Annotated in this window: 17 protein-coding genes; 6 read left to right on the plus strand and 11 right to left on the minus strand. The window is 66.9% G+C overall.

What is annotated here, in order from left to right; all coding sequences use genetic code 11:
- A complete protein-coding gene (locus tag ASE12_RS04565) occupies positions 1 to 1,047 on the minus strand; it encodes a triacylglycerol lipase (protein WP_157412813.1) in 1,047 nt (348 codons plus the stop codon).
- Positions 1,048 to 1,201: 154 nt separating this feature from the next.
- Between ASE12_RS04565 and ASE12_RS04570 the strand changes: the two genes are divergently transcribed.
- From ASE12_RS04570 to ASE12_RS04585, 4 genes are all read left to right on the plus strand, one after another.
- A complete protein-coding gene (locus ASE12_RS04570; RefSeq protein ID WP_157413081.1) occupies positions 1,202 to 1,930 on the plus strand; it encodes an amino acid ABC transporter ATP-binding protein in 729 nt (242 codons plus the stop codon).
- Between the two features lie 17 nt (positions 1,931 to 1,947).
- A complete protein-coding gene (locus tag ASE12_RS04575; protein WP_056397512.1) occupies positions 1,948 to 2,826 on the plus strand; it encodes a glutamate ABC transporter substrate-binding protein in 879 nt (292 codons plus the stop codon).
- A gap of 69 nt (positions 2,827 to 2,895) precedes the next feature.
- Positions 2,896 to 3,540 (plus strand): amino acid ABC transporter permease, encoded by a 645-nt coding sequence (locus tag ASE12_RS04580; protein WP_056397514.1) that lies wholly within the window; start codon positions 2,896 to 2,898, stop codon positions 3,538 to 3,540.
- Positions 3,540 to 4,403, plus strand: a complete 864-nt coding sequence (locus ASE12_RS04585; protein ID WP_162255463.1) for an amino acid ABC transporter permease — start codon at positions 3,540 to 3,542, stop codon at positions 4,401 to 4,403. Before ASE12_RS04580 ends, ASE12_RS04585 begins: the two co-directional genes overlap by 1 nt.
- 2 nt (positions 4,404 to 4,405) lie before the next feature.
- On the opposite strand, the gene ASE12_RS04590 is transcribed toward ASE12_RS04585, so the two are convergent.
- Both ASE12_RS04590 and ASE12_RS04595 read right to left on the minus strand, forming a co-directional pair.
- Positions 4,406 to 4,864, minus strand: a complete 459-nt coding sequence (locus ASE12_RS04590) for a hotdog fold domain-containing protein (protein WP_056397520.1) — start codon at positions 4,862 to 4,864, stop codon at positions 4,406 to 4,408.
- 45 nt (positions 4,865 to 4,909) lie between these two features.
- Positions 4,910 to 5,995 carry a hypothetical protein gene (locus ASE12_RS04595; RefSeq protein WP_056397523.1) on the minus strand — a complete coding sequence of 362 codons (1,086 nt, stop codon included), beginning with the start codon at positions 5,993 to 5,995 and terminating at the stop codon, positions 4,910 to 4,912.
- 49 nt (positions 5,996 to 6,044) lie between these two features.
- On the opposite strand from ASE12_RS04595, the gene ASE12_RS04600 reads away from it, so the two are divergent.
- The gene (locus ASE12_RS04600) at positions 6,045 to 6,593 is read left to right on the plus strand and encodes a helix-turn-helix transcriptional regulator (RefSeq protein WP_056397525.1); all 549 of its coding nucleotides are present in this window, start codon (positions 6,045 to 6,047) and stop codon (positions 6,591 to 6,593) included.
- 2 nt (positions 6,594 to 6,595) lie between these two features.
- Positions 6,596 to 7,009 carry a VOC family protein gene (locus tag ASE12_RS04605; protein ID WP_056397527.1) on the plus strand — a complete coding sequence of 138 codons (414 nt, stop codon included), beginning with the start codon at positions 6,596 to 6,598 and terminating at the stop codon, positions 7,007 to 7,009.
- Positions 7,010 to 7,012: 3 nt separating this feature from the next.
- On the opposite strand, the gene ASE12_RS04610 is transcribed toward ASE12_RS04605, so the two are convergent.
- From ASE12_RS04610 to ASE12_RS04645, 8 genes are all read right to left on the minus strand, one after another.
- Positions 7,013 to 7,540: a GNAT family N-acetyltransferase gene (locus ASE12_RS04610; protein ID WP_056397530.1), complete on the minus strand. Its 528-nt coding sequence runs from the start codon at positions 7,538 to 7,540 to the stop codon at positions 7,013 to 7,015.
- Between the two features lie 22 nt (positions 7,541 to 7,562).
- The gene (locus tag ASE12_RS04615) at positions 7,563 to 8,081 is read right to left on the minus strand and encodes a regulatory protein RecX (RefSeq protein WP_082582083.1); all 519 of its coding nucleotides are present in this window, start codon (positions 8,079 to 8,081) and stop codon (positions 7,563 to 7,565) included.
- A complete protein-coding gene (gene recA / locus ASE12_RS04620; protein WP_056397533.1) occupies positions 8,081 to 9,157 on the minus strand; it encodes a recombinase RecA in 1,077 nt (358 codons plus the stop codon). The genes ASE12_RS04615 and recA overlap by 1 nt, the downstream gene beginning before the upstream one ends.
- A gap of 173 nt (positions 9,158 to 9,330) precedes the next feature.
- On the minus strand, positions 9,331 to 10,395 hold the full coding sequence (locus tag ASE12_RS04625) for a LacI family DNA-binding transcriptional regulator (RefSeq protein WP_056397536.1): 1,065 nt from the start codon (positions 10,393 to 10,395) through the stop codon (positions 9,331 to 9,333).
- Entirely contained in the window at positions 10,392 to 11,753 is a 1,362-nt protein-coding gene (locus ASE12_RS04630) for a GH1 family beta-glucosidase (RefSeq protein WP_056397539.1), read from the minus strand. The genes ASE12_RS04625 and ASE12_RS04630 overlap by 4 nt, the downstream gene beginning before the upstream one ends.
- Positions 11,750 to 12,571 carry a carbohydrate ABC transporter permease gene (locus ASE12_RS04635; RefSeq protein WP_056397542.1) on the minus strand — a complete coding sequence of 274 codons (822 nt, stop codon included), beginning with the start codon at positions 12,569 to 12,571 and terminating at the stop codon, positions 11,750 to 11,752. The genes ASE12_RS04630 and ASE12_RS04635 overlap by 4 nt, the downstream gene beginning before the upstream one ends.
- 1 nt (position 12,572) lies before the next feature.
- Positions 12,573 to 13,484 (minus strand): carbohydrate ABC transporter permease, encoded by a 912-nt coding sequence (locus tag ASE12_RS04640; protein WP_235508840.1) that lies wholly within the window; start codon positions 13,482 to 13,484, stop codon positions 12,573 to 12,575.
- A gap of 127 nt (positions 13,485 to 13,611) precedes the next feature.
- A complete protein-coding gene (locus tag ASE12_RS04645) occupies positions 13,612 to 14,910 on the minus strand; it encodes an extracellular solute-binding protein (protein ID WP_056397546.1) in 1,299 nt (432 codons plus the stop codon).
- Between the last annotated feature and the right edge of the window lie 43 nt (positions 14,911 to 14,953).

Raw genomic sequence — 14,953 nt, forward strand, 5'->3', positions numbered from 1 at the left:
TCAGCAGCCCGACGCGTACACGTAGCAGCGCAGCTTCGGCTCCCCCGGGACGGACTTGACGCCGACCAGGCTGACGTACGGGAGCGGGACGCTGATCAGGCCCGGCGCCGCGGACAGCACCTTGAGGTACGTCTGGACGTTCAGCGGGTTGACCCCGGGCTGGTAGAGCTGCAGGCAGACCGACCGGCTGATCCGCGAGACCTTGGCCGGCCCGCTGTGGTTGAGCGCGTCCATCGCCAGTGCGTACGCCGTGGCGTCGATCGTGCCGACCAGCAGGTGCTCGTAGAGGTCGAGCGGGCAGACGTCCTGTGTCGCGACATTGGTGATCGAACCCTCGCCGGTGCGCAGCGCGGACGAGGCTGTCGCGTTGGTGCTGTTGGGCTGCACGACCTCGTCGGTACGCGTGTAGATCTGCGTGTAGGAGATCCCTTTGAACGTCTCGGCCCTGCTGTTGAGGGCCTTGACGAACTGCGCGTCGTCCTGCTGCTGCCAGACAGCCGGCAGGCACGTGGTCAGCCGGACGATGCACGTGGGGAGCACGGTGGTGCCGTGGTTCGACGGGGCCATGCCGATGATGTCGTCGACCTTCGAGCGTGTGTCGGGCCAGAAGCGCAGGGCCCAGCGCATCGACATCCCACCCTGGCTGTGTCCCATCACGGCGATGTCGCGCGTCGACTTCGCGCGCATCGTGCGGATCGCGTAGACGAGGTACTCCCCCGCGACCTGGATGTCGCCGAGGGTGTGGGCAGGCATGTGGACCGCGCACCACGGCCGCTTCTGGGCCGTGAACGCGCGTTCGTAGTTCCACGAGAAGTTCTCGTCGACCGTGACCCCGGTGGCGGGGTTCAGCAGCACTGGCTGCAACGTCGAGTGGGCGAAGTCGCCGCTGCACTGCAGCGCTGCCTTGAGCGTCGCCGCCGGCACGCTGAGCTTCGGGCCCGGCCGGTCCACCGGAGCGTACGGCGACGCGGCGTTCGCGGGTGCCGCGAGGCCGCCGGTGGCGATGGCCACGGCGCAGATGATGGTGGCGATGATCGTACGGCGCATCGTCGGATCTCCCTCGTAGGTCGGAACCTCCAACGACCCCGCGTGACCTGCGTTACGTCGAGATCGATCCGGCCAACTTCGATTCGTGTCGCAACTAGTTCTGCTGAACTAGTTCTTTCGGGCTAGGTTGATCCGCATGGTTGACCAGACACCCATGGTTTCGATGCATGGCGTACAGAAGTGGTTCGGCGATCTCCACGTCCTGCAGGACATCGAGCTCGACGTCGCGCGCGGCGAGGTCGTCGTCGTGATCGGCCCCTCCGGATCGGGCAAATCGACCCTCTGTCGCGCCATCAACAGGCTCGAGACGATCCAGGAGGGCGAGATCAAGGTCGACGGCAAGGTGCTGCCAGAGGAGGGCAAGGGCCTCGCTCAACTGCGCGCCGACGTGGGGATGGTCTTCCAGTCGTTCAACCTGTTCGCCCACAAGACGATCCTCGAGAACGTCACCCTCGGGCCCCTGAAGGTTCGGGGGGCGAAGAAGGCCGAAGCCGAGGCACGCGGGCACGAGCTGCTCACACGCGTGGGTATCGACGAGCAGGCGGCGAAGTACCCCGCCCAGCTGTCGGGCGGTCAGCAGCAGCGAGTTGCGATCGCGCGCGCCCTGGCCATGGACCCCAAGGTCATGCTCTTCGACGAGCCGACGTCGGCGTTGGACCCCGAGATGATCAAGGAAGTCCTCGACACCATGGTCGACCTGGCCAAGGGCGGCATGACGATGATCGTCGTCACTCACGAGATGGGCTTCGCCCGCACCGCGGCCGACCGAGTCATCTTCATGTCCGACGGCCGCATCATCGAGGAGAACACCCCCGACGAATTCTTCACCAATCCACGAACCGACAGGGCCAAGGACTTCCTTGGCAAGATCCTGAAGCACTGAAAGCAAAAGGGGAAAGCATGAAACATCTACGCATCGCCGTCATCGGGGCGGCTGCCGCCCTGATCCTGGGAGCCTGCGGGAGCGCAGGTGAGGGTGACAAGGATCCGGTCGACAACAAGGTGGACGACAACGCCGCGAGCCAGTTCAAGGACGGCACCGCGATGAAGGCGCTCGCCGAAGCCGGCAAGGTCAAGATCGGCGTCAAGTTCGACCAGCCCGGCATCGGCTTCAAGAAGGCCGGAGCCGACGTGCCCGAGGGGTTCGACGTCGAGATCGGCAAGCTCCTCGCCGCCAAGCTCGGCATCAAGGCTGATGACGTCCAGTGGGTCGAGACCGTCTCGGCAAACCGCGAGCCGTTCCTCCAGAAGGGCACGGTCGATTTCGTGATCGCTTCGTACTCCATCACGGACGAGCGCCGAGCGATCGTGGGACAGGCCGGTCCCTACTACGTGACGGGCCAGCAGATCCTCACCAAGAAGGGCAGCTCGATCAAGAGCGTCGACGACATCAAGGGCCAGGAGGTCTGTTCGGTGACCGGCTCCACGTCGCTCGACCAGGTCAAGGCCAAGGGCGCCAAGCCGCGCGGCTTCGCCACCTACTCCGAGTGCCGCGACCAGGTGCTCGACGGCTCGGTCGACGCCATGACGACCGACGGCGCGATCCTCCTGGGCTATGCCGCGGAGAACCCCGACGAGCTCGAGGTCATCGGCGACCCGTTCTCCGAGGAGCGCTACGGCGTGGGCTACAGCAAGGACAAGCCCGAGCTGTGCCAGTTCATCACCGACACGATCAAGAAGGCGGAGGACGACGGCGACTGGGCCAAGGCGTTCGAAGCCACTCTCGGCAAGTCGGGCGTCGACACGCCTGAGCCGCCGAAGATGGACGCCTGCGCTTGACCCGCCCGGCGCTGCGGGCCTGCCGATGCGCAGGCCCGCAGTGCCGCCCGCCCACCACTGAGGACCTCCATGGACGTACTTGTCGATCGAGCCGGTGACATCGCCACCGGGTTCCGCTACACGCTGGCGCTGCTGGCGGTCTCCGGCCTCTTCGCGCTCGTGCTCGGCACGCTCCTCGCCGCCATGCGGGTGAGCCCCGTCGCGGTGTTGCGGGGCGCGGGAGCGACCTACGTCAACATCTTCCGCAACACGCCGTTGTTGGTCCTGCTGATCCTGGTCGTCTTCGGACTGCCGAGGCTCGGCCTGCAGACCAGCTTCTTCAACAAGAACTGCCTCGCCCTCGGCCTCTACACAGCAGCATTCGTCTGCGAGGTCCTGCGGTCGGGCATCAACTCCGTGCCGATCGGGCAGGCCGAAGCGGCACGGTCGATCGGGTTGCGGTTCGGCGGGACGATGCGTGAGGTGATCCTCCCGCAGTCCATCCGCTCAGTCGTGGCGCCCGTCGCCAGCGTGCTGATCGCCCTCACCAAGAACACATCACTGGCATCCGTCTTCGGGATCACCGAGCTGACGTTCTTCGAGGCCGACATGCTGCGGACCAATCCGGGCGAGCTCTGGTGGGTCTTCTTCGGCATCGCCCTCTGCTACATCGTGATCGTCGAAGTCATCTCGTACGTCGCCAGCGTCCTTGAGCGTCGATGGAGGATCGCCTGATGAGCTCAGTGCTCTTCGACGCACCGGGCCCCAAGGCCCGCGCGCGTCACCGCCTCTACACCGTCATCTCAGCGCTCGTGATCCTCGGCCTGCTCTATCTGGGGTTCCGCCAGCTCGACCGACGTGGTCAGTTCGATTACGCGTTGTGGGAGCCCTTCGTCACGCCCCGGATCATCAACGTGCTGCTCGAAGGCCTCGGCCACACCGTCCTGGCGGCCGTCATCGCGATCAGTCTGTCCGTCGGATTCGGCGCGATCTTCGGCGTGGGCAAGCTGTCCGAGCACCGCGTGCTGCGTTGGCCCTCCTGGCTCGTCGTCGAGTTCTTCCGAGCAGTCCCGCTGCTGATGTTGATCATCGCCACGTGGTACTGGCTAGGCGCCAAGACCGGCCAGATGGCGTTCTGGTCGCTCGTCATCGGCCTCACGCTCTACAACGGCGCCGTGCTCGCGGAGGTCTTCCGGGCCGGCATCAATGCTCTCCCGAAGGGCCAGTCCGAGGCCGCCTACGCGTTGGGCATGCGCAAGTCGCAGGTCATGCGGATCATCCTGATCCCCCAGGCCGTCAAGATCATGCTTCCCGCCATCATCAACCAGGCCGTCACGGCGCTGAAGGACACCACGCTCGGATATGCCATCACCGCGCCCGGTGTCGTCTACGCCGCCAAACCGGTCTACCAAGAGTTCCGCAACATCCTGCAGACGGCGATCGTGCTGGCGATCGTGTTCATCGTCGTCAACCTCATCCTGGCCCGCATCGCGACCTATCTCGAACGCCGGCTCGCGGGCGGGAAGAAGCTCGACCTCACCGCGATCGGGGTCGCGTCCGAGACCGGTGAGGACCCGGCGGCGCGGGCCAGCCTGTAGATCTAGCGCTTGGGCGTCACCCAGAGGTGGATCGTGCCCTCCACGGTCACGGTGCCATCGGTCGTGACGGCCTTGACCTTGATCGGGACGTCGGGTCCGTTGGCCCAGTCGGCCTCGGTGCTCTCGGCCGTGCAGGTCAGCGCCGTCGTCGACTTGGCGAGATAGCTGACCTCCATGCCCTTGGGAAGCCAGCGCATGTCGGGCGGACAGGTCGCTTCAGCGAGCAGGCCCATCGCCGCCTCGAGGCCGTTGCAGGCCGCGATCGCGTGGATCGTGCCGATGTGGTTCTTGACCGAGCGTCGCTTGGGGATCTTGATCTGACCGAAGTGGGGCTTCATCTCCTGCACCTCGAGGTGGATCGAGGAGAAGTACGGCGCCTTCTGCCCGAACGCGATCGAGAACAGTCGCTTGCCCTGGGGCAGCGCGGTCAGCTTCTTGTAGAGCTCGAGAGTCGAAGGCATGCCTCGAGGTTACCAGCGAGTAACCACGACAACGTCAGAGGAGACTCAGATCACGGCCGCACGTACGCAGAGCACGTCCGGCAGGTTGGTACGGATCTCCGCCCACGTGCCACCCTCGTCGTTGCTGGCCCAGATCGCCCCGTGCCGCGTGCCGAGGTAGAGGCCGAGCGGGTCCGACTGGTCGGAGACGAAGGCGTCGCGCAGCACGGCGGTGTGTGCCTCGGCCGGCAGCCCCGGACCGGTCTCCTGCCACGTCTCGCCGGCGTCGTCGGATCGCCAGACGGCCGGCTTGCCTGACGGCGGGAACCGTTCGATGTCAGCGACCAGAGGGAACACGAAGACCGTGCCGGGGCGGTGCGGATGGGCGACGATCGGAAAGCCGAAGTCGGCCGGCAACCCGTCAGCAATCGACTGCCAAGAGCGCCCGGCATCGTCGGAGCGGAACACTCCGCCGTGGTTCTGGGCGTACAGGCGGTCAGGGTCACCCGCGTCGATGGCGACCTTGTGGACGCACTGCCCGTACTCGGGCGTCTCGCCCGGGATGAACTCGGCGCCGATCCCGCGGTTGTAGGGAGTCCAGCTCGCTCCCCCGTCCTCGGTGCGGTAGACGCCACCGGTCGACATCGCGATCGTCACCGTGTCGGGATCCGTCGGGTGGGGCACGACGGTGTGGATCGCCTGGCCACCTCCGCCGGGCTGCCAGTTGGGACGGTGCGGGTGGTCCCAGAGGCTCCGAACGATCTCGAAGGTCTCACCGCGGTCGGTCGAACGGAACAACGCCGAGGGCTCGGTGCCCGCATAGACGAGGTCATCCTGCCCCTCCGGCGCCGGCCGGAGCTGCCACACCCGTTCGAGCGCAGCGCCCGTGTCCTCAGGGAACCGGACCGCGCCACCCTTGGTCTCGTCCCACGTGCGGCCGAGGTCGTCCGAACGGAACACCTGCGGCCCCCAGTGCGGGCTGGTGGCACCGGCAAGCAGTCGCGGCGACCCACCTCGGGTGTCGATCGCGGCGGAGTAGATCTCCTCCATGGGGAACAGCGGCTTGTCCCACGACCATGAGGAGCGGTCGGCGCCGGAGCGGCCGATGAAGAGTCCCTTGCGAGTTCCTGCCAGCAGGACCGTGTCGGACATCTCGCTCCGCCTCCCTACGTGTTCCTAATTGGAACAGTACGCTAGATCTGTGACCAGCAGCCTGTCAACGACGTCGTACGCCCTGCTGGGCCTGCTGGTCTTCGACAGCGAGACGTCGGAGAACGGGCTGACCGGCTACGAGCTCAAGCAGCGCGCCGACCGCACGCTGCGCTTCTACTGGGTTTCCCCCGCGATGAGCCAGATCTACACCGACCTCGACCGGCTCAGCCGTCACGACTTCGTCGACGCGACGGACGACACAGCCGGGAAGCGCACGACACGACGGTTCCGCATCACCACCGCGGGCCGCGAGGCGCTCACGACCTGGCTGCACACCTCGGAGCACGAGTTCCCGATGCTCAAGCACCCCATCGCCCTGCGCCTCATGCTCGGCAGCCTGATGGGGCCTGGCGAAGTCGAGGCGATGCTCGACGGCTACGTCTCCGCGGTCGCCGACCGGCGCAAGGAGCTCGAGGCCGTGCGCGAGATGCTGGGCGACAACGAAGCGGTCGCCTACCCGGCGCGGGTCGCCGACTGGGGCCTCGCCTACTACGACGCCGAGGTCGAGATCGTCGAGAAGCTCCGCCGTACGCTCTGACCGTGGGCTTCTCACGGACGGTCCCGGCACTCCCGGTGCGGGACATGCCTGCGGCCATCGCGTTCTACGAGACCCGCTTCGGCTTCGACGTCATCCACGCCGATGAGGGCTTCGCCCGTCTCGAGCGCGACGACGCGCAGGTGCACCTGTGGCTGGCAGGTGACACGAGCTGGCGAGCCCGGCCCGACCTGGCTGACCAACCGATCGTCAGCGGTGCCGAGGACTTCCTCGCCGGCACGGCGAGCTGCCGGATCGACGTGGACTCCGCCGACGACGTGTTCGACGAGATGCAGGCCGCAGGCGTCCTGCACTACACGCACGGCGATGGCGCGACCGCCACGACGTGGGGAACCCGCGAGGTCGACACGCTCGACCTCGACGGCAACCTGCTGACGTTCGTGGAGCGCCTCGCGTAACGACTAGTCGAACAGCTCCCGCGGGGCGGTGCAGACGATCTCGGGATAGTCGACCGACTCCGGCTGGATCCACAGTCCCGGGACGAATCCGCACTTCTCGAGGACACGGATGGATCGCTTGTTGCGGACGTCGGGGCTCGCGACGAACCGTGGCGCGTCCGGATAGTCCCGGCACAGCACGTCACGGCAGTAGGCCGCGATCATGCGGGTGCCGATGCCCCGATCGACGAGGTCGGGCTCGCCGATCAGGTAGTCGAACGCGATCGCGTCGAGGTCCTGCACGCGGACGGCGTAGTCGTCATAAGCCTTGACCGGGTAGTCCTGCACGTAGCCGATGCGCCGCCCGTCGAGCTCGACGATCCACATGCGCGTGGGACTCGTGCCCGCCAGCTCCTTGGCGTAGATCGTGCGGGCTCCGTCGACGGACCGGGGCTCGTCCCAGAACCACGGCTGCGCGTGGTCCGCCGCCATCCAGCGCACCAGATCGTCGAGGTCGGCGTCGACGAGGCGCCGGAACTCGAACTCAGCCATGGCTCAGAGCGTAGGAACTGACCTACATGCTGTCGAGTGCCTGCGCCTCCGCGCCGAGCTCCTGACGCACCACGTCGAACGCCATCTGCGGCGAGTAGCCCTTGCGAGCCAGCATGCCGGTGAGGCGGCGGATCTTGGTGGTGTCGTCGAAGCGGGACATCGACCGGAGCTTGGTCTGGACCAGCCGGTGTGCCGCCTGGACCTCGGCCTCGGGGTCGATCTCAGCGATGACCTCCTTGGAGATCTCGTCGTCGACGCCCTTGCGCCGCAGCTCCATCGCAAGCGCTCGCGACGACAGCCCCTTGCCACGCTGGCGGGCCTGGACCCATGAGCGAGCGAACTCCTCGTCGTCGATCAGCCCGGCGGTCTCGAACTTGTCGAGCGTCGCCTCGACGACCCCGTCAGGCACCTGCTTCTTGGCAAGTGCCTGAGCGAGGTCGCTTCGGCTGTGCGCACGTTCGCTGAGCTTGCGCACCACGATCTCCTTGGCGAAGCTCGTGAGCTCCTCCGGAGTCATCTCCTCGACGGGAGTCCGCGGCATCAGAACTCGATGTCGGTCGGGGGCTCCTCGACGACCTCGAGCGCAGGCTTGTCGGCCTGTGCGCCGATGCCCATGTGCTCGAAGATGCGCTTCTCGAGCTCGTCGGCCAGGTCGGGGTTGTCCTTGAGGAACTTGCGGGAATTCTCCTTGCCCTGGCCGAGCTGGTCGCCCTCGTAGGTGTACCAGGCTCCGGCCTTGCGGACGAGGCCCGCGTCGACGCCGACGTCGATCAGGCTGCCCTCGCGGCTGATGCCGTGGCCGTACATGATGTCGAACTCGGCCTGCTTGAACGGCGGGGCGAGCTTGTTCTTGACGACCTTGATGCGGGTGCGGTTGCCGACCATGTCGGTGCCGTCCTTGAGCGTCTCGATGCGCCGGACGTCGAGCCGGACCGAGGCGTAGAACTTGAGCGCCTTGCCGCCGGTCGTGGTCTCGGGCGAGCCGAACATGACGCCGATCTTCTCGCGGAGTTGGTTGATGAAGATCGCTGTCGTGCCCGAGCCGTTGATCGCACCGGTCATCTTGCGCAGCGCCTGGCTCATGAGGCGAGCCTGCAGACCCACGTGGCTGTCGCCCATCTCGCCGTCGATCTCGGCACGGGGCACGAGCGCGGCCACCGAGTCGATCACGATGATGTCGAGCGCACCGGAGCGGATCAGCATGTCGGCGATCTCGAGCGCCTGCTCACCGCTGTCGGGCTGCGAGATCAGGAGCGCGTCGGTGTCGACGCCGAGCCGCTTGGCGTACTCCGGGTCGAGGGCGTGCTCGGCATCGATGAAGGCAGCGACCCCGCCGGCCTTCTGGGCGTTGGCCACCGCGTGGAGGGCGACCGTCGTCTTGCCCGAGGACTCCGGGCCGTAGATCTCGACGACGCGTCCGCGGGGCAGACCGCCGATGCCGAGGGCCACGTCCAGCGCGGTCGCTCCGGTGGGGATGACCTCGATCGGTGCGCGGGCCTGGTCACCCAGCCGCATGACGGCACCCTTGCCGTGGGCACGGTCGATCTGGGCCATTGCGTTCTCGAGGGACTTGTCCTTGTCCTTCGCGGTGGCGAGGGAACTGTTGGGCTGTGCCATGGTGGGCTTCCGTTTCTGCTCGTGGGCGGCGGGTCATCGACGACGTTAGAAGGACCCTCAGACATATGTGGGCCTCGTCGACCCGTCTGTGGATGTCGTCCTTGGAACGTCCAACCTGTGCACGAGATTACCCGAACGTCTGTTCGATCCACGGCAGCGACACGCCGAGCAATCTATGTGCAGCACTCCACTGGAACGGTCGGCGGAAGCCCTTCGACCGTGCTCTCGCGGACGATCAGCTCGATCGGCAGGATCTCGGTCTCGACGAGCTGGTCAGCAGCCTCGATGTGCCTCAGCAGCATCTCCGCCATCCCCCGGCCCAGCTCGACCAGCGGCTGGCGAACCGTCGACAGCGGTGGCTCCGTCGTCTCCGACGCCTTCGTGCCGTCGAAGCCGATCACGCCCACGTCCTCCGGCACCCGTCGGTCGTGGTCGCGCAGCGTACGCATCGCGCCCATCGCCATCAGGTCGCTCGCCGCGAACACGCCGTCGATGTCAGGGCGCCGCGACAGCAGCTCCTCCATGCCGGTGCGGCCGCTCAGCTCGCTGAAGCTGCCCTCGACGACGAGCTCCTCGTCGTACGGCAGCCCGGCGTCGCGGAGCGCCGCGGCATAGCCCTCGAGGCGGTCGCGGCCCGACGCCATGGCGCGGGGGCCGGAGATCGTCGCGATCGTACGTCTGCCGGTCTTGATCAGGTGGTTGACTGCCTGGCGCCCGCCGTCGACGTTGTCGACGTCGACGAACGATCCGGCCCAGTGCGCCGACCGGCCGCCCAGCACGACCGGGAGCCGGCGTGCGTCGAGGTCGACCGGGAACGCCTCGTCGTCGTGCAGCGACAGCAGCAGGACACCGTCAACGTGCTGACGGGTGAGGTAGCTGCCGAGTCTCTGCGCCTGGTCGTTGGTGTGGACCAGGGACAGCACGAGCTGCCGGGACGCGTCGTTGAGCGCCGCCGAGATGCCGCGGACGACGCCGGCGAAGAACGGCTCGCCGAAGATGCGCTCCTCGGACTCGGCGATCACCAGCGCCACGGTGCCCGTGCGCCGGGTGACCAGCGTGCGTGCCGCCTGGTTGGGGACGTAGCCGAGCTCCTCGACGGCCTTCATCACGACCTCGCGGGTGCGGGCGCTGACCTGGGGCGATCCGTTGATGACGCGCGAAGCCGTGCCGCGACCCACCCCCGCCCGGGCCGCGACCTGCTCGAGGGTCGGCTGTCCCCCCTCGCTGTCGAGGCTCATGTCGCCATTGTCGCTGTTCTGTGGCGCTTGATCAGGTCGGCGTACCAATGCGCGCTGTCTTTCGGCGTACGTTTCTGCGTCTCGTAGTCGACGTGCACGATCCCGAACCGCTTGGCGTAGCCCTCGGACCACTCGTAGTTGTCGAGGAGCGACCATGCGAAATAGCCGCGGATGTCCACCCCCTGCGCACGCAGCGTCGCCAGCGACGCCAGGTGCGACTCCAGGAACTCGATGCGGTTGTCGTCGTGCACCACGCCGTCGACCGCGACGTCGTCGAACGCCGCGCCGTTCTCGGTGAGGTAGATCGGCATCGCCGGGTAGTCGCGCTGCACCTGGCTGAGGATGTCGACCAGTCCTTGGGGGTCGATGTCCCAGCCGGTGTCGGTGGTCTCGAGACCGTTGTTGAGGTGGAACCGCACGTCCGAGCTGCCGGGCCACAGGCCCGCGCCGACGACGTGCCGTGTGTAGTAGTTGACGCCCAGGAAGTCGAGCGGTTGCGCGATGAGCTCCGTGTCGCCGTCGAGGATGAACGCGGCATCGGTGACCGCCGACAGGTCGTGCAGCACGTCCTTGGGGTAGCTGCCCTTGAGCAGCGGATCCAGGAACCAGCGGTTCATCAGCCCGTCGATGCGGCGTACGGCGTCGTCGTGGCGACCCGAGTCGTCGAGCGGGGTGACCGGGTAGAGGTTGACCGTGCACCCGACCTCCGCGTCCGGCACGATCTCGCGCAGGCGCTGCACGGCGAGTCCGTGCCCGAGCATCAGGTGGTGCGAGGCCGCGACCGCGTCGGCCGGGTTCGTACGGCCGGGGGCGTGGATCCCGCTGGCGTAGCCGAGGAACGCCGCGCACCACGGCTCGTTGAGCGTGATCCAGTGCTTGACCCGGTCACCGAGGGCCTCGGCGATGATCGCCGTGTAGTCGGCGAACCGCTCGGCGGTCTCGCGTAGGGGCCAGCCGCCCGCCTGCTCCAGCGCCTCGGGCAGGTCCCAGTGGTAGAGCGTTGTCCAGGGCGTGATGCCCTTGGCCAGCAGCCCGTCGACCAGCCGGTCGTAGAACGCGATGCCGGGCGCGTTGCCCGTGCCGGTGCCGTCCGGCTGGACCCGCGGCCACGCCACCGAGAACCGGTACGCGTTGAGGCCGAGGTCCGACATCAGCTCGATGTCCTCGGAGTAGCGGTGGTAGTGGTCGACCGCCACCACGCCGGTGTCGCCCTTGTCGACGCGTCCGGGCGTCGCCGCGAACGTGTCCCAGATGGACGGCGTACGGCCGTCCTCGTCGACGGCGCCCTCGATCTGGTAGGACGACGTCGCCGCGCCCCAGAGGAAGTCGGCGGGGAATGCCGAGAGGTCGAGAGTCATGCCTTGAGTCCACCTTCCATGATGCCGCCGATGATCTGGCGACCGAACACGATGAAGACCACGACCAGCGGCAGGGTGCCCACGAGGGTGCCCGCCATGATCAGGGATTGGTCGGAGTAGTAGCCGCTCGAGAGGCGCGAGAGCGCCACCTGCACCGTGGGGTGCTCGGCGTCGAGCGTGAGGAAAGGCCACAGGAAGTCGTTCCAGCGCTCCATGAACGTCAGGAGAGCGAGCACGGCAGCCGCTGGCCTGAGGGCCGGGAACACGATGCTGAAGAAGATGCGGAACGTCGACGCACCGTCGACGCGGGCCGCCTCGATCATCTCGTCGGGAATCGCCTGCTCGGCGAACTGGCGCATCATGAACACGCCGAACCCGGCGACCACGAACGGCAGCGTCACCGACTCGAGGCCGCCGCTCAGACCCAGCTTCGTCATCAGCATGTAGAGCGGGATGAGGCCCAGCTGGACCGGCACCATCATCGTGCCGATGACGAACAGGAGCATCGCGTTGCGCCCACGGAACTTGAGCTTGGCGAACGCGAAGCCGGCCAGCGACGAGGTGAGGACGACGCACACGGTGGCGACCGACGCCACGATCAGGCTGTTGAGCAGCGCCTGGCCGAACAGCACGTCGGGGTTGTCGAAGACCCGGTCGACGTTGGACGACAGCTTGCCTCCGACCCAGAACGGCGGCGGCAGCGAGACGATCTCGTTGTTGGTCCGTGAGGCCATGACGAGCATGAAGTAGATCGGGCCGGCCGAGAAGATCAACGTCGCGATCAGGCCGATGTAAAGCAGCGGGTTCTTGGTCTTCATCTCACTCCACCGACTTGATGCGACGCAGGAGCGCCACGTTGATCACCGCGAAGACCGCGATGATGAGGAACAGGACCCACGCGACCGTGGAGGCGTACCCGAAGCGTTGTCCCGTGAAGGCCTGCTGCACGAGGTACATCGCGACGGTCTGGTACTGACCGCTGTTGCCGCCCGAGATCGCGTTGACACCCGAGCCGAACAGCAGCGGCTCGGTGAACAGCTGGATGCCGCCGATCGTGGCGACGATCGAGACGAAGATGATGGTGGGCCGCAGCATCGGCACCGTGATGGACCAGAACTGGCGCCATGCCGACGCACCGTCGATGCGCGCCGCTTCGTAGAGCTCCTTGGGCACGGACTGCAGCGACGCGAGCAGGATCAGCGCGTTGTAGCCGGTCCAGCGCCAGTCGACCATGACCGAGATCGCGAGCCAGGACGACCAACGGTGGCCCTGCCAGTCGATCGGGTTCACGCCCAGGTGGCCGAGTCCCCAGTTCACGATGCCGTAGTCCCTGGAGAAGATCAGGCCGAAGATGATGCCGACCGCAGCCACGGAGGTCACGTTGGGGAGGAGCACGCCCATCCGCCAGAACGTCCGGGCCCGCAGCTTGGCGTTGAGGACCTGGGCCAGGACGGTGGCCAGGATCAGCTGGGGAATCGTCGCGAGCAGGAAGATCCCGACGGTGTTGGTCAACGCCCGCCAGAAGTCCGAGTCGTGGAAGAGCTCGCGGTAGTTGGCGAATCCGACGTACCCCTGATCACCGGCCAGCAGGCTCCAGTCGTGCAGGGAGACCCAGGCGGTGTAGATCAGCGGGAAGAGTCCGAAGATCGCGAAGATGATGAAGAACGGTGACACGAATGCGTACGGGGCGACGCGGGCCTCGGTCTTGGCGAACCGATCGCGGATCCTCAAGTGAGCTCTCCTGGTGGGTCCGGTGCCTGCGCCCGCTGGAGGACAGGCGCAGGCACCGGAGACTTGGGTCGAACGGGTTGGTCGGGCTCAGCCGGCGCCTCGCTGCGGGCGAGGCGCCGGCCGGAGCCTACTTGGCGGCCTTCTCTGCGGCCTTCACAGCCGCGGGCCAACCCTTCGACTCGGAGCGATCGCCGCTCTCCACACTGCGGAGGACGTTCTCGAACGCGTCACGCACGGGCACGTTCTTGGCGCCGAGGTAGACCGGCTTCAGGTTCTTCGCGCCGGCCACGAACAGCTGACCGATCGGCGCGTTGTTGAAGTACGGGTTCTTGGCGTCCTTGAGCTCCGGCGTGTCGTAGAGGGCAGGCAGGGACGGCAGTCGACCCTCGCTCTTGAAGGCACCCATCTGGCCCTCTTCACTCGCCAGGAACTTGATCAGCTCGAGGGCTTCCTTCTGGTGCTTGCTGGACTTCGGCACTGCGAGCCACGAACCGCCCCAGTTGCCGCCGCCGCCGGGCACCGTCGCGATGTCCCACTTGCCGGTGAAGCTGTCGCCGGCCTGACCCTTGATGTAGCCGGTCATCCACGCCGGGCACGCGATCGTCGCGAACGAGCCGTTCTTGAAGCCGGCGTTCCACTCCTTGGTGAAGGCCTGGACCTTGGCCGTCAGGTTGGCCTCGATCATCTTGTTGGCGAGGTTCCACGCGTTCTTGACCGCGGGGTTGGAGTCGACGACCAGCTTGTTGTCGCGGTCGAAGTACGTCTCGTCGCCACCCTGCATCAGGATCGAGTTGTAGACGTTGGTCGCCGCGTCGATGAAGTGGATCTTGTCGTTCTTGATGCCGGTGTTGAACTTCTCGCCGGTCGCGATGAAGTCGTCCCACGTCGGCCACAGCTTGGCGACCTCTTCGCGGTCGGTCGGCAGGCCGGCCTTCTTGAACAGGTCGCGGCGGTAGCACATGGCGAGTCCGCCGACGTCCGTGCCGAGCCCGATCGTCGTCTTGCCATCAGCGCTCGTCGTCGCGTTGGCGACGTAGGGCAGGTAGGCGTCCTTGAGCTTGTCGTAGCCGTGGTCCTGGAGGTTGACGAACTTGTCGGCGGCCTGCAGGAAGTTGACCGTCTGGCCCTCCTCGATCGCGACGACATCGCCGGCGGCCGCGTTGGCGGCGATCTGCTGGCTCAGCTTGGTGTTGTACTTGCCGAGGTCGCCTTCGGCGGTCTCCACGATCTTGACGCCCGGGTGGTCCGCCTCGAACTTCTTGTAGAGGTCCTTGTAGCCGAACTGACCGAACAGGTTGACCCGCAGGGTCACGTCCTTCCCGCCCGAGCCTTCGCTGTCGGATCCGGATCCTCCGCAGCCGGCGGCGAGCACGCCCACCACGAGGGCTGAGGCCGCGGCGGCGGCGATGCGCTGTGTGCGATTCACGTCGTACCTTCCTCCGGCTCCCTCGATGGGAGCGCTTCCATGG

It is taken from the genome of Aeromicrobium sp. Root236 (assembly GCF_001428805.1).
Taxonomy (GTDB): domain Bacteria; phylum Actinomycetota; class Actinomycetes; order Propionibacteriales; family Nocardioidaceae; genus Aeromicrobium.

What these genes read in the sequence shown, in the direction of transcription:
- ASE12_RS04565 (WP_157412813.1), bottom strand. Translation starts at nt 1,047, where the DNA reads ATGCGCCGTACGATCATCGCCACCATCATCTGCGCCGTGGCCATCGCC.
- ASE12_RS04570 (WP_157413081.1), top strand. Translation starts at nt 1,202, where the DNA reads ATGGTTTCGATGCATGGCGTACAGAAGTGGTTCGGCGATCTCCACGTC.
- ASE12_RS04575 (WP_056397512.1), top strand. Translation starts at nt 1,948, where the DNA reads ATGAAACATCTACGCATCGCCGTCATCGGGGCGGCTGCCGCCCTGATC.
- ASE12_RS04580 (WP_056397514.1), top strand. Translation starts at nt 2,896, where the DNA reads ATGGACGTACTTGTCGATCGAGCCGGTGACATCGCCACCGGGTTCCGC.
- ASE12_RS04585 (WP_162255463.1), top strand. Translation starts at nt 3,540, where the DNA reads ATGAGCTCAGTGCTCTTCGACGCACCGGGCCCCAAGGCCCGCGCGCGT.
- ASE12_RS04590 (WP_056397520.1), bottom strand. Translation starts at nt 4,864, where the DNA reads ATGCCTTCGACTCTCGAGCTCTACAAGAAGCTGACCGCGCTGCCCCAG.
- ASE12_RS04595 (WP_056397523.1), bottom strand. Translation starts at nt 5,995, where the DNA reads ATGTCCGACACGGTCCTGCTGGCAGGAACTCGCAAGGGACTCTTCATC.
- ASE12_RS04610 (WP_056397530.1), bottom strand. Translation starts at nt 7,540, where the DNA reads ATGGCTGAGTTCGAGTTCCGGCGCCTCGTCGACGCCGACCTCGACGAT.
- ASE12_RS04615 (WP_082582083.1), bottom strand. Translation starts at nt 8,081, where the DNA reads ATGCCGCGGACTCCCGTCGAGGAGATGACTCCGGAGGAGCTCACGAGC.
- recA (WP_056397533.1), bottom strand. Translation starts at nt 9,157, where the DNA reads ATGGCACAGCCCAACAGTTCCCTCGCCACCGCGAAGGACAAGGACAAG.
- ASE12_RS04625 (WP_056397536.1), bottom strand. Translation starts at nt 10,395, where the DNA reads ATGAGCCTCGACAGCGAGGGGGGACAGCCGACCCTCGAGCAGGTCGCG.
- ASE12_RS04630 (WP_056397539.1), bottom strand. Translation starts at nt 11,753, where the DNA reads ATGACTCTCGACCTCTCGGCATTCCCCGCCGACTTCCTCTGGGGCGCG.
- ASE12_RS04635 (WP_056397542.1), bottom strand. Translation starts at nt 12,571, where the DNA reads ATGAAGACCAAGAACCCGCTGCTTTACATCGGCCTGATCGCGACGTTG.